The 13048-nt window shown below is 71.9% G+C and carries 14 protein-coding genes and 1 pseudogene; 8 read left to right on the top strand and 7 right to left on the bottom strand.

Translation table 11 applies throughout. From position 1 onward, the window contains the following. Positions 1-30: 30 nt before the first annotated feature. Positions 31-306 (top strand): annotated as a pseudogene (locus SPR02S_RS60505) (protein kinase domain-containing protein); the annotation flags it as partial. On the opposite strand, the gene SPR02S_RS65005 reads toward SPR02S_RS60505, so the two are convergent. Next, complete coding sequence (locus SPR02S_RS65005) at positions 250-465, bottom strand: hypothetical protein (protein WP_245607627.1); 216 nt, start codon at positions 463-465, stop codon at positions 250-252. The pseudogene SPR02S_RS60505 and the gene SPR02S_RS65005 overlap by 57 nt on opposite strands. A gap of 136 nt (positions 466-601) precedes the next feature. On the opposite strand from SPR02S_RS65005, the gene SPR02S_RS56480 reads away from it, so the two are divergent. Together SPR02S_RS56480 and SPR02S_RS65000 are read left to right on the top strand one after the other, a co-directional pair. Then, positions 602-1117 (top strand): FHA domain-containing protein, encoded by a 516-nt coding sequence (locus SPR02S_RS56480; RefSeq protein ID WP_019060238.1) that lies wholly within the window; start codon positions 602-604, stop codon positions 1115-1117. A 63-nt stretch (positions 1118-1180) separates the two neighbouring features. Further along, a complete protein-coding gene (locus SPR02S_RS65000) occupies positions 1181-1390 on the top strand; it encodes a hypothetical protein (RefSeq protein WP_019060237.1) in 210 nt (69 codons plus the stop codon). 60 nt (positions 1391-1450) lie between these two features. On the opposite strand, the gene SPR02S_RS27535 is transcribed toward SPR02S_RS65000, so the two are convergent. The 6 genes from SPR02S_RS27535 to SPR02S_RS27510 all read right to left on the bottom strand — a co-directional run bounded on the left by SPR02S_RS27535 (position 1451) and on the right by SPR02S_RS27510 (position 6676). Beyond that, positions 1451-2161 carry an SDR family NAD(P)-dependent oxidoreductase gene (locus SPR02S_RS27535; protein ID WP_026150915.1) on the bottom strand — a complete coding sequence of 237 codons (711 nt, stop codon included), beginning with the start codon at positions 2159-2161 and terminating at the stop codon, positions 1451-1453. A 342-nt stretch (positions 2162-2503) separates the two neighbouring features. Further along, positions 2504-3013: an oxidoreductase dimerization domain-containing protein gene (locus SPR02S_RS27530; RefSeq protein WP_019060235.1), complete on the bottom strand. Its 510-nt coding sequence runs from the start codon at positions 3011-3013 to the stop codon at positions 2504-2506. A 112-nt stretch (positions 3014-3125) separates the two neighbouring features. Beyond that, positions 3126-3743, bottom strand: coding sequence for a VOC family protein (locus tag SPR02S_RS27525; RefSeq protein WP_019060234.1), 618 nt, complete (start codon positions 3741-3743; stop codon positions 3126-3128). 333 nt (positions 3744-4076) lie between these two features. Continuing rightward, a complete protein-coding gene (locus SPR02S_RS27520) occupies positions 4077-5126 on the bottom strand; it encodes an Acg family FMN-binding oxidoreductase (protein ID WP_019060233.1) in 1050 nt (349 codons plus the stop codon). A gap of 196 nt (positions 5127-5322) precedes the next feature. Next, a complete protein-coding gene (locus SPR02S_RS27515; RefSeq protein ID WP_019060232.1) occupies positions 5323-6024 on the bottom strand; it encodes a response regulator in 702 nt (233 codons plus the stop codon). A gap of 187 nt (positions 6025-6211) precedes the next feature. Continuing rightward, on the bottom strand, positions 6212-6676 hold the full coding sequence (locus tag SPR02S_RS27510; protein ID WP_019060231.1) for a Crp/Fnr family transcriptional regulator: 465 nt from the start codon (positions 6674-6676) through the stop codon (positions 6212-6214). Positions 6677-6980: 304 nt separating this feature from the next. Here SPR02S_RS27510 and SPR02S_RS27505 point away from each other — a divergent pair, with 304 nt between their 5' ends. The 5 genes from SPR02S_RS27505 (at position 6981) to SPR02S_RS27485 (ending at position 13030) form a co-directional block, all read left to right on the top strand. Next, a complete protein-coding gene (locus SPR02S_RS27505; protein ID WP_026150914.1) occupies positions 6981-7904 on the top strand; it encodes a carbamate kinase in 924 nt (307 codons plus the stop codon). 150 nt (positions 7905-8054) lie between these two features. Continuing rightward, positions 8055-10313 (top strand): formate C-acetyltransferase, encoded by a 2259-nt coding sequence (gene pflB, locus SPR02S_RS27500; RefSeq protein WP_019060229.1) that lies wholly within the window; start codon positions 8055-8057, stop codon positions 10311-10313. After that, positions 10310-11056 carry a pyruvate formate-lyase-activating protein gene (pflA, locus tag SPR02S_RS27495; protein WP_019060228.1) on the top strand — a complete coding sequence of 249 codons (747 nt, stop codon included), beginning with the start codon at positions 10310-10312 and terminating at the stop codon, positions 11054-11056. The genes pflB and pflA overlap by 4 nt, the downstream gene beginning before the upstream one ends. Positions 11057-11251: 195 nt before the next feature. After that, positions 11252-11881: a membrane protein gene (locus tag SPR02S_RS27490; RefSeq protein ID WP_019060227.1), complete on the top strand. Its 630-nt coding sequence runs from the start codon at positions 11252-11254 to the stop codon at positions 11879-11881. A gap of 216 nt (positions 11882-12097) precedes the next feature. Further along, entirely contained in the window at positions 12098-13030 is a 933-nt protein-coding gene (locus tag SPR02S_RS27485) for a universal stress protein (RefSeq protein WP_026150913.1), read from the top strand. The last annotated feature ends 18 nt before the right edge of the window (positions 13031-13048 follow it).

Below are 13048 nucleotides of genomic sequence, written 5' to 3'. Positions count from 1 at the left end.
CGGCTGCCGGCCCGGCTCGGCACCGGCGGGATGGGCACCGTCCACCTCGGACGCGCGCCGCGCGGCCGGGAGGTCGCGGTCAAGGTGGTGCGGGAGCACTTCGGCCAGGATGCCCGCTACCGCGCCCGCTTCCGCCGCGAGGTGGCGGCCGCCCGTACGGTGACCGGCACGTTCACCGCCACGCTGCCGACGGCCGCCCCGGAGGCCGAGGTGCCCTGGCCGGCCATGGAGTACCTGCCGGGGCTGTCGCTACGGAGGGCTGTCGAGACCTACGGCGGGCTCCCGCCGAAGGCGCTGCGGCTGCCGGCCGGCGCCCTGGCCGAGGCGCTCGCCGACATCCATCGGGCGGACCCGGCTCACCGGGACCCCTTCCTCGTCCTCACCGACCGTCTCCTCCTCGCCCTCGGCGAAGCCCGTCACGGTCGAGTTCGTGATCACCGGCGACGGACCGCTGTCCGAGCTCATCCACTGGGTGAACGGCCGGCCCACCACGCTGCGGAACGTTCCCCTGCGACGTGGACACGGGCGGTTCGGTCGCGGGACCCCTCCCGAGCGCCGGTGTCTCGGGTCGGCCGTCACCGAGTGCGAGGAGGACGCAGTCATGGCGGGTTCGGCGAGCAAGGTCACCCTGCTGCCGCTGGAGATCGGCAGCCTCAGCAGTACGGTTCCGCCGGGCCTGCCGGGCACGCTGCACGTGCTGGGGTCCAACGGCGGCATGAGCGTGGCGCCGGACGCGGATTTCGCGCTGCTGTTCGGCCGTAACGCGCCGGAGGTCCACGTCTGCGTCGGCCCGGGCGACACGCGGGTCAGCCGGCAACAGGGTCTGATCGTCCGGGAGTCCTCCCGCTGGGCACTGCGGAACACCGGCCGGCCACCCATCCGTTTCCCCGGGTCGCGGCTACTGCTCGGCGGAGACCGGGCGCCGCTGCCGGCCGGGTACACGCCCTTGTTCGTGGTCTCCTCCCGACAGGAGCACCTCCTGGAGATCCGGATCGCGGCATCGACGCCGCGCGGCTCGGCGAACGGGCAGGGGGCGCACGAGGAGGAGACACCCGGAGAGGTACGGGACCTGAGCCCCGAGGAGAAGCTGGTGCTCGTCTGCCTCGCCCAGCGCTAGCTACGGCTCGAACCGCAGCCCCAGCCGCTGACGTGGACTCAAGTCGCTTTCGAACTGGGCGAGTTGCGGCCCGAAGAGCGGTGGACCACGAGTCGGGCCGCCCACCTCGTCGCCAACGTGCGCACGCGGCTCAGCAAGAAGGACGGCGTTCCCGGGCTGCTGGAGGAGGAGGTCCCCCCGCCGGTCGGGAACACGCTCAACCACAACCTCATCACCGACCTGCTGGTCACCACGACGCTCGTCAGGTCACACCTGCGCCTGCTGGAGGAGTGACTGAAGGAATGACACGTCGTCCCCTCCGGATACCGGTCCCCGTCCACCCGCACCGGAAGTTCAGTGCCCGGCGCTCTGGCCGCCGTCGACGTGGAGGATCTCGCCGGTGACGAAGGGCGCGTTCTCCAGGAAGAGGATCGCGTCGACGACGTCACCGACCTCGCCCATCCGCCCGAGCGGGTGCAGCGCGGCGAGGCTCTCGGTCGCCTCCGGGTTCATGGCGGTTCTGATGACGCCCAGCGCGACCGCGTTGCTGCGGATGCCGCGGGAGGCGTACTCGATCGCCAGCGCCCTGGTGGCGGACTGCAGCCCACCCTTGGTGAGGGATGCGAGCACTGCGGGGATCCGGGAGTTGGCGTGGTCGGCGAGGCTGGTGCTGATCTGGACGATGTGGCCATTGCCCTGGCGCAACATCTGCCGGACGGCGAGCTGGGTGAGGTGGAAGAAGCCGGTCAGGTTGACGCCGATGACCGTCTCGTACTCCTCCTGGGAGTAGTCGGTGAACGGCTTGGCGATGTAGAGGCCCGCGTTGTTGACGAGGGTGTCGATCCGGCCGAAGCGCTCGATCGCGGCGGCGGTAACGCGCCCGGCCGTGCCGGGATCGGCGATGTCGCCCTGGACGGTGAGCACGTCCGGGTCCTCGGAGGGGGTGATGCGGCGCGAGGTCGCGACGACCGCGTGGCCGAGCTTGCGGTACGCCTCGACCAGGCCGGCGCCGATGCCCTGTGACGCGCCGGTGATGACGGCGACCCGCTTGACGGGACTGTCCATGGTGGCCCTTTGAAGTGGCGGTGGTGGTGCGGACCGATGGTTTGTCGGCCAGCGGTGCGGAGGTCCGAGGTGGGGGAACTCGGGCAGCAGGTCGTCGTGCGGCGGCACCCCGCCCGAGGTGACCTTTCCGTTGGTCAGGAAAGCCATTCGCCGGGCGGCCTCGTCGGCACAGGTGTCCGGTTCAGGAAGGCGAACTCGTCCGTCCACAGGTCGGGGGCGTAGCGGTCGGTCGCGGGGTCGGTCCCGAGGTGCCCGTTCCGCGTGGCCGCCGGGGAGAAGAAGTTCTCCCGCAGCTCCGGTTCATGGGCGGCAGGTCGTCGACCTCGAGTGTGCGGTAGCGCGTCATGCCGACGTCTTCCCCGCTACGGCCCCGATCTGCTCGTGCAGGTCCTTGAGCGCGGCGACGTAGATCTCCGAGAACGTGGGGAACGGCTGGATCGTGTCGCGCAGCACGTCCACCGGGACGCGGGCGCGGATCGCGAGGGTCGCCTGTTGCAGCCACTCCCCTGCCTCCGGGCCGAGGGCGTGGGCGCCGGTGATCACCCGGCCGTCGCTGAGCAGCGTGAGGAACCCGTTGGCGTCGGCGTAGGCACGGGTGTAGGCGGCGGTCTTGGCCACGCCGGAGATCGGGACGGTGGCGCCGAACCGTGCCTCGTCCGCGCCGACCGACGCCGCCTGCGGGTCGGTGTAGACCACGCGGGGTACGGCCGTGTAGTCGGCCTCGCGGGGTTCGCCGAGGATGTTGGCGGCGACGATCTCGCCCTGGTACTTGCCGACGTGGGTGAGCATCCAGAGGCCGGTGGCGTCGCCGGTGACCAGCGCGACGGCTCCGGCCGGCGGTTTCCCGGACATGGCCGGCTCACTTTCCCTCGCGTCGAGGACGCGGCGGAAACCGAGGCCGTCGGGCGCTTCGAGCCCCGGCCGAGGTACCGAACGGGCGCAGCCGCCCGCCCGGCCGACGTGCTCACGACGGCAGCTCGGTACCGGCCTGCTCGCCGACCATGTACCGCGCGTACCAGTCGGGCCAGTCCGGGTCCTCCTCGCCGGTACGCGCCTCGTGCTCGCCGTGTGCCGCGGCGGCCCGGCGCAGCGCGCTCGCCAGGTCCTCGGCGGAGGCGAACGTCGTGGCCGCCGGGTCCACGCGGCCCGGGAGCCGGGTGGTGATCTCCTGGAGGATCCAGCCGTTGCCGTCCGGATCGCCGAACGACAGGAACGAGCCGTAGCTGCTGCGCTGCGGATCCGGCCCGGGCACCCGGGCGTCGGTCCCCGCGTGGTGGAAGACACCGCCCTCGTCGTGGAACACGTCGCTCGGGTCGGCACCGGCCCGCTTGAGCTCGTCGCGGGCGGCGGCGATGTCGTCCACGATCAGGTGCAGTCCCTGGGCCGAGCCCGGTGCCTGGGACGAGACCGAGGTGCCGAAGATGACGGAGGCCGGCGAACCCGGCGGGGTCACCTGCACCACCCGGAAGTCCTCGCCGGTGGCGACATCGGCGTCGAGCCGCCAGCCCAACGCCGTATAGAAGGCCTTGGCCCGGTCCACGTCCCCGACCGGCACCACGACGACTTCGAGCTTCATGTCCATGGGGTGCTCCTCCGTTCTCGGACGAACTTCCGACACCACCAGACTGGCCCCTACGGCCCCGGTTCGCGCCAACTCGGCCGCAGGCGGTGAGCACGAAAAGCAGCTTCGCCATCTCCATCACTCCTGCCGTCAAGGGCCCGGCGCCCGCGTTCGCACCGCGGAACCGCCACCTGCCGCCGCTCTCCGGCGAGCCGCCGCCCGGTCGCACCGGTGGAACACCCTGGTCGTCGTCACGGGGCACGCGCGAACGGTGGGAGGCAGGCTCGACCACCCCACGAAGACTCGTGTTCGCCGCACCGCCACCGGTCAGGCGCCCGCCACACGCACAACGACTCACAGGTCGGACGTCCGACCGTTGCAAGGCCCATCCGCTTCAGGCGCCGGAGGCAGGAGGGCGAGCGGTGTGCCGGGCGGGGCCGACAGCAGGGCTTCGTCACGACGCGGTGAAGCCGGTCCCTCAGGGCCGTATCCGAGGCGGATCACCATCTGTGCGTGGGAGGGGCGGGCGTCGGTCGGTGCCGTGAGCTGCTCGCGCAGGTCGGACCATTCCAGTGCCTGGTGCAGGAGCGATGCCCGTACCCCGTGCGCGGTCGCGATGAGCAGGACCCGTTCGAGGGCCTGTCCTGCGCGCAGCCAGTCGGCCCGGCGGTCGTGCGCGGTGGACAGCACCGCGATCGAGGGCCGCTGCTCGAAGGGGCGCGCGGTGAGGCCGTTCCGGTGGCGGTGGGCGCCGAAGTCGCGCATCGGCATGCGTTCCAGGGAGTCCTGGAGACCGAGCGCCTCCGCCGGTATGCCCAGTCCGCTGTCGTGCGTCTCCGCCACCCAGCGGCGGCTGTCCGTGGCACGGTCCGCGTCAGTGGTGTTGCGGTGCTCCGCCTCCCTGGTGAGGGACAGCACACCGTCGGCCCGACGGGGCGGGAGGCAGTGCAGCCGCGCCCCTTCCAGGTGTGCCGCTTCGGCCAGTTCGGTGCGCAGGGCGGTGGGCAACGGCCGTCCCGAGAAGGGGAATCGGCTGCTGTGCCGGCGCCACACGGCGTCGTAGAGCGAAGTGTGCGAGGACGTCCTGGTGGTGCCGCCGAGACGTACGGTGGCGAGCAGGTCCGGCTCGTCCGGGCGTGGGAGGAGCCGGGTCACCGGTTCCCAGCCGAAGTGCTCGACCGCGACCCGCAGGTTCAGTACGGCGCAGCCGACGGACAGGTGCAGGGCGCGGCCCGTCGGGTCGATGTGGCGCAGGCCGCGGTGCGTGGCCGCGCGGATCTCGACCGTGAGGGTCTCCGGGGCCAGGCGGAAGCGCCAGGGCTGGGTGTTGTGGATCGAGGGAGCGGCTACGGCCGCGGAGAGCAGCCTTTCCAGCGTCGTCCCGTCGAGGGCTGCGGTACGCATCGGGGCCTCCTGCCCGCCCTGCGCCGATGGCGGCGGTCGGGCTTTCCGGTGACCGGTCCAGCGTGGCGCCGGGCGGTGCGGGAGGGGCAGGGGCCGTCCGGCCCGGGCGAGGGTCCGATCGGTCCGGTCGGGGGTCCGGTCGGTCCGGTCGGGGGTCCGGTCGGTCCGGACGGGTGTCCGGTCGGTCCGGACGGGCTCACTTCGCGGGGCGGTCGCCCGTCTGCGGCTGCTCCAACTGCGAGGCCAGGACCGCGGCCTGGACCCGGCGCTGGACGCCGAGTTTGGCCAGCAGCCGGGAGATGTGGTTCTTGATGGTCTTCTCCGAGAGGTAGAGCCGCTTGCCGATCTCGCGGTTGGTCAGTCCGTCCCCGATCAGGGCGAGGATGTCCCGCTCACGCGGGGACAGGCTCGCCAGTTCGGGCGACAGCGCCGGGGTCTCGGCGGGCTCGGCGCGCAGCGAGCGCATCAGGCGGGCCGTGGTCGCGGCGTCCAGCATCGACTGGCCCGAGGCGACCGTCCGTACCGCCGAGACCAGGTCGGAGCCCCTGATCTGCTTGAGGACGTAGCCCGCGGCCCCGGCCATGATGGCGTCGAGCAGGGCGTCCTCCTCGTCGAACGAGGTCAGCATCAGACAGGCCAGCTCCGGCAGCCGGCTGCGCAGCTCGCGGCAGACCGTGATGCCGTCACCGTCCGGGAGACGCACGTCGAGCACGGCGACGTCCGGGCGCACCGCCGGGCAGCGGGCGAGGGCGTGCTCGACGGTGTCCGCGTCGCCGACCACCGAGATGTCCGGTTCGGTGTCCAGCAGGTCGGTGATGCCACGTCGTACGACCTCGTGGTCGTCCAGCAGGAAGACACGGATCGGGTTCTGCTCCGTGAAGGTGCGTGGCTCGGCCATGACGACCCCTTGTTCCCGGTGGCGGACGGGCTGCGGGCTTCCCGTGAGGACGATCATCACGCGCCGGGCCCGATCGCACTAGGGCCGACCGGCCCCAGTCGGCTCGGAAACACGCCCGCACCGTGCGTCGGTGGAGACGCTGTCGCGGACCTCCTCCTTGGGCCCGGTCGGACCGTGTCGGACAGTGTCAGAGGGTGGTGCCGGCGCCGTACGGGGCGTACAGGTCCAGCAGCCGGGTCCGGGCGGAGCGCAGGCGGTGGGCGAGCACGTCGCCGACCCACTGGGCGACGGCGCTGCCCAGGGCCGGGTCTTCCCGGCACATCAGGCGGACGGCCGTGGCGTCGAACTCGTACGCCCGCACGGGGGTCGTCGCTTCGGCGCCGAGATGCCAGGCGTGCGGGGCGAACAGCCAGGACCAGCCGACGAGTTCGTCGTGCCGAAGGATCTCGATGACGGCCGGGCGACGGCCCGGCACACGCATGTCGAGCTCGATCGTGCCCGTGCGGATGATCCAGAACCGGTCGGCCCGGCCGCCCTCCTCGAACAGGCGCGTCCCTTGCGCGAAGGACACCTCGTGGGCGGTGCGCAGCAGCCGCTGCCGGTCCTCGGCGGGCAACGCGCGCAGCATGCTGGGGGTGGGGGTGGTGATCATGGCCTGCCTCCCGACGGAGTAGGGGAACTGCCATGACCAGCGTGTGTCCGGCGCCCCGCGACAGACCATGGGCCACCCGGTCCGTCGGCCGGGCCATTCGGCTCCGATCAGGAGACTTCCGGCACCCTGCGGCCACGCCGATCCGGCGGTTCGATGAGGTGTGCCGCGCTCGACGCACCGGTCGTATCACCGGTCGTACGGCTACGGCAGGCAGCGCCGCCCGCCCGCCACGCGTCCGCACCCGAGCATCAAGGCCGTACTCGTCGCCACTGCCGTACTCATCGCCACCCCGGAGGTCCGAGTCATGCGTATCGTCGTCGCCCTCGGCGGCAACGCCCTGCTGCACCGCGGCGAACGCCCCGACGCCGCCGTCCAGCAGGCGAACGTCGACCGGGTCGCCACCGCGCTCGCGGCGCTGGCCCACGACCACGAGCTGGTCATCACCCACGGCAACGGCCCCCAGATCGGTCTGCTCGCCATGGAGAGCGCGACCGACCCCGCCCTCGGCGCCCCGTACCCGCTGCACCTGCTCGGTGCCCAGACCCAGGGCATGATCGGTTCCCTGTTGGCCCGCACCCTGCACGACGCGCTGCCCGGCCGCGGGATCGCCGCGCTCGTGACCCACACCCTCGTACGGGCGGACGATCCGGCCTTCGCGCACCCCACGAAGTTCGTCGGCCAGGTGTACTCCCTCGACGTGGCGTCCGCACTCGCCCGCGAACGCGGCTGGCACATCGGCGCCGACACCACCGGCCGGCGCCGCGTCGTCCCCTCCCCGGCACCCGAGCGGATCCTGGAGACCGACACCATCCATGAACTGCTCAACAGCGGCACGCTCGTCATCTGCGCGGGCGGCGGAGGCATCCCCGTCACTGCCGACTCCGACACCGGCGCGCTCTCCGGGGCGGAGGCCGTCGTCGACAAGGACCTCACGGCGGCGCTGCTCGCCGAGCACCTGAAGGCCGACTTCCTGCTCATCCTCACGGACGTGCCCTGCGTCTACTCCGGCTACGGCACCCCCGCCCAGCAGCCCGTGCTCGGTGCCACGCCCGCCGAGCTGCGCCGGGGCGGCTTCCCCGAGGGCTCGATGGGCCCCAAGACAGAGGCCGCCGCCCGCTTCGTCGAACGCACCGGAGGCCTGGCCGCGATCGGTGCCCTGGACGCGGCGTACGAGATCGTCCACGGCCGGTCGGGGACGCTGGTCCGCCCGGATCTCACCGTCGTGTGAGGGCGGTCGCAGGGCCGCCCGGCCGGTGGGCGAGGGCCGTACGGCCCCGCCCCCGGACTCCGGTCGGCACTCCCCTCCGGCACGGCCGCTGACCAGGATCGGAAGCGGAAGGCGCACCCGCGCGGGAACGACCACGAGAGGGAACCGGCGATGACCATCACCGCGGCAGCAGAGCACCGGACGGCCGACGCCTGGCGGGAGTTCGCGGGAACCGGCTGGCGCGACCACGTCGACGTACGCGACTTCATCCAGGCCAACTACACGCCCTACGAAGGCGACGCGACCTTCCTGACCGGCCCCACCGACCGCACGCGCGCCGTGTGGGGGAAGGTCAGCGCCCTGTTCCCGGAGGAGCGGCGCAAGGGCATCCTCGACGTCGACGCGACGACCCCCTCCACGATCACCTCGCACGCCCCCGGATACATCGACAGGGAACGGGAGTTGATCGTCGGCCTGCAGACCGACGCCCCGCTGAAGCGCGCGATCATGCCCAACGGCGGCCTGCGCATGGTCGAGAACAGCCTGAAGGCCTACGGCTACGAGCCCGACCCCTTCGTCACACGCGTCTTCGGCACCTACCGCAAGACCCACAACGACGGTGTCTTCGACGCCTACACGCCCGAAATGCGGGCGGCCCGCAAGGCCGGCATCATCACCGGACTGCCCGACGCCTACGGCCGCGGCCGGATCATCGGCGACTACCGGCGCGTGGCGCTGTACGGCACGGACCGGCTGATCGAGGCCAAGAAGGCCGAGCGTGCCCTCCTCGACGCCTGCGCGTCCTCCACCGAGGTCATCCGGGACCGGGAGGAACTCGCCGAGCAGATACGGGCGTTGGGCGAGCTGACGCGAATGGCGACGACGTACGGCTGTGACGTCTCGCGCCCCGCCGCGACCGCCCACGAGGCCGTGCAGTGGCTCTACCTCGGCTACCTGGCCGCCGTGAAGGAGCAGAACGGCGCCGCGATGTCCCTCGGCCGCACCTCCACCTTCCTCGACATCTACCTCCAACGCGACCTGAACGAAGGCGTGTTGGACGAGTCCGGTGCCCAGGAACTGATCGACGACTTCGTGGTCAAGCTGCGGATCGTACGGTTCCTGCGCACCCCCGAGTACGACGCCCTGTTCTCCGGCGACCCGACCTGGGTGACGGAGTCCATCGGCGGCATGGGCGAGGACGGACGCACCCTGGTCACCCGCACGTCCTTCCGCTTCCTCCAGACCCTCTACAACCTCGGCCCCGCCCCCGAACCCAACCTGACGGTCCTGTGGTCGCCCCAACTCCCCTTCGCGTTCCGGGAGTTCTGCGCCCAGGTCTCGATCGACACCAGTGCCGTCCAGTACGAGTCCGACGAGCTGCTCCGCCCGTGCACCGGCGACGACACCGCGATCGCCTGCTGCGTGTCGGCGATGCGGGTCGGCAGGCAGATGCAGTTCTTCGGCGCCCGGGTCAACCTCGCCAAGGCCCTGCTGTACGCGGTCAACGGCGGCCGCGACGAGATGACCGGCGAACAGATCGCGACACCGACGCCTCCGCTGACCGGCGAGTACCTCGACTACGACGAGCTGTCGGCGGCGTACGACCACGTCCTGGACTGGCTGGCCCGGACGTACGTCAACGCGCTCAACGTCATCCACCACATGCACGACAAGTACGCCTACGAACGCATCGAGATGGCGCTGCACGACTACCCCGTGCACCGCTTCATGGCCTGCGGCATCGCCGGCCTGTCCGTCGCCGCCGACAGCCTCTCCGCCGTCAAGTACGCCCGGGTGAAGGTGTTCCGGGACGCCACCGGCCTCGCCGTCGACTTCCGCACCGAGGGCGACTTCCCGGCCTACGGCAACAACGACGACCGCGCCGACAGCATCGCCGTAGGCCTGGTGGAGTCCTTCATGGCGAAGGTGCGCCAGTACCCCACCCACCGGGGCGCCGAACACACCCAGTCGGTCCTCACCATCACCTCGAACGTCGTCTACGGCAAGCACACCGGCAACACCCCCGACGGCCGCCTCGCCGGAGCGCCCTTCGCCCCCGGCGCCAACCCGATGAACGGCCGCGACCGGCACGGGGTCGCCGCCTCCGCGCTGTCGGTGGCCAAGCTGCCGTACGAACAGGCCCGGGACGGCATCTCGTTGACGACGACGATCACGCCCGAGGGACTGGGACACGCGCCCGACGAGCGGGCCGGGCACCTGGTGGGCATCCTCGACGCCTACACATCGGCGGGCGGCTTCCACATGAACGTCAACGTGCTGGACCGGGCCACGCTGGAAGACGCCATGCAACACCCCGACGCATACCCGGACTTGACGATCCGCGTCTCCGGCTACGCCGTCAACTTCGTCCGGCTGACCCGCGAGCAACAGCTCGACGTGATCAGCCGCACCTTCCACGGATCGCTGTGAGGACCGTGCCCACCGCGACCACGGGCCGGATCCACTCCTGGGACCTGTCCACCGGCGTGGACGGCCCCGGGACCCGGTTCGTCCTCTTCGTCAACGGCTGCCCGCTGCGCTGCCTGTACTGCGCCAACCCCGACACCTGGCACATGCGCGACGGCCGGGAGGCGACGGTCGACGAGGTGCTGGCGGAGATCGAGAAGTACCGCGCCTTCATCACGACGGCCGGCGGCGGAGTGACGGTCACGGGCGGCGAACCACTGCTCCAGCCCGCGTTCACCGCCGAAGTCCTGCGCCGCTGCAAGGAAGCCGGCCTGCACACCGCGCTCGACACCTCCGGCTTCCTCGGCACCCGCGCCACCGACCAACTCCTCGCCGACACCGACCTGGTACTCCTCGACATCAAGTCCTTCGACGTCACCACCTACCGGAAACTGACCGGCGGCGAACTCGCCCCCACCCTCACCTTCGCCACCCGCCTCGACCGCCTCGGCGTCCCGATGTGGATCCGGTACGTCCTGGTGCCGGGCTGGACGGACGACGCGGAATCCGTGGACGCCCTGGCCGGCTTCGTCGCGGGACTCGGCACGGTCGACCGCGTGGACGTCCTGCCGTTCCACAGACTGGGCGCGGCGAAGTACGCGGCACTCGGGGTTCCGTTCCGGTTGCGCGACAACCCCGTTCCCGCTCCCGAACCGACAGAGCGCGTCCGTGACCAGTTCCGGGCGCACGGCCTGTCGGCCTACTGAGCGACAACCTCGGCGAACTGCCCTTCGGCAGCTGCGAAGCGCCGGCCGTGCACCCCAACGGTCCCTGCGGACAGGGCCGTTCAGCCCCATGGCCACCGACCTTCGGCATCCGGCGGCAGCCGCCCCACAGGACGAGAGTCAGGGACGTCAGGCACCGAACAGACAGCCCCACTCCTCCCCGAAAGGATCACCACCATGGCCGTGCACGAGCACCCTCGCCACAGTCAGGGCTTCCACCTGCCGTCCATCCGCAGGAACCGGACCGCCTCCGCATCCGAGTCCGCCGTGTCGGCACACAGCGACACGTACACCGTGCGGGCCTACGCCTTCGCGTCCCTGCGGCTGCTCACCGGGTTCGTCTTCCTGTGGGCCTTCCTCGACAAGACCTTCGGCCTCGGCTACGCCACCCCCTCCGGCAAGGGCTGGATCGACGGCGGCTCGCCGACCAAGGGCTTCCTGAGCGGCGTGGCCGCCGGCCCGATGGAATCCACGTTCCACTCCTGGGCCGGTGCCACCTCGGCCGACTGGCTGTTCATGCTCGGCCTGGCCGGGATCGGGGTCGCGCTCCTCGCCGGCGTCGCGCTGCGCTTCGCGGCCGTCGCGGGCACGATGATGATGGCGTTCATGTGGCTGGCCGAGTGGCCGCCCGCCCGGCACCTCTCGGACGGCTCGCCGAGCATGTCGCCGAACCCGTTCGTGGACTACCACCTCATCTACGCCGTCGTCCTGATCGCCCTGGCCGCCGTCGCCGCCGGCGACACCCTCGGCCTCGGCAAGGTCTGGGCCAGGCTCCCGCTCATCCGTCGCAGCCGCTGGCTGCGGTGACCGCGGGAGGTGCGGCGGGCCCGTCGGTGGGCCCGCCGTGCCGAAACCGGACAGGGCCGTGCCGCACACCGGACAGGGCCGTGCCGCACACCGGACAGGGCCGTGCCGCACACCGGACAGGGCCGTTCGGTCCCCGGCAGGGACCTGCGGCCCCTGCCCGGTGCCTCGTACGACGACGAAGCTCGCAGCAGGACCCCGATCCAGAAGGTGGACATCATGACCCGCACCGTCACCGTCGGCCTCGACGGCTCCGCCGAGAGCCGCGCGGCGGCCGATTGGGCCGCCCACGAGGCACAGCTGCGCGGCCTGCCGCTGAAGCTGGTCCAGGTCTGGGAGCCCGTGCCGGCACCCATGGCGCAGGCACCGCTGCTCGGCGCCGAGACACAGCAGCACTGGACCGAGCGAAGCGAGATGGGGGTCCCCCCGGCCGAAGGCTGGGGGAGGATTCCCCGCGAGGCGGCCGACGGCATCCGGCGGCGCCACCCCGGCGTGGACGTGACCGTGGAGCAGCTGACCGGCGCGCCCGCGGACACCCTCCTGGACGCGGCGAAGGACTCCGAACTGCTGGTCCTCGGCTCGCGTGGACTGAGCGGTGTCGGCGGATTCCTCGTCGGTTCCGTCGGCCTCTCCGTGGTCGCACACGCCGAACTGCCCGTGGTCCTGGTCCGGGCCGGCGAACAGGCCGCCGCCGAGAACGGGACGAACCCGTCGTCCGCCACGCCGTCCCGGCCCGTGGTCCTCGGCATCGACGCCGGCGCCCCCGCCGACGCGGTGCTCGAGTTCGCGTTCGCCGAGGCCGCCCGGCGCGACACCGCGCTGCGGGTCGTCCACGGCTGGAGCCTGCCGCCGTACTACGCCTACGGCCTCGGGATGGACGCGGGCCTGAACGACGAGCTGTTCCGCTGGGAGGCCGCGGCTCTCACCGAGGCGCTGCGCCCCTGGCGGCTGAAGCACCCCGCCGTCGAGGTCGCCCTGGAGTCCCGCGTCGGCAGCGCCGCCGACCACCTGGTGGACGCCTCCCGCGAGGCCTCCCTGGTCGTCATCGGCCGCCGGATCCGCCACGGCGCGCTCGGCGCCCACATCGGCCCGGTCGCGCACGGCGTCCTGCATCACTCCACCGCCCCCGTCGCCGTCGTCTCGCACGACTGATCCACACCGATCCCCTTG

The organism is Streptomyces prunicolor NBRC 13075, assembly GCF_000367365.1.
In the GTDB taxonomy this organism is placed as follows: Bacteria; Actinomycetota; Actinomycetes; order Streptomycetales; family Streptomycetaceae; genus Streptomyces; species Streptomyces prunicolor.
The sequence above is the reverse complement of the archived record's forward strand: the minus strand, read 5'-3'. Positions and strand labels throughout refer to the sequence as shown.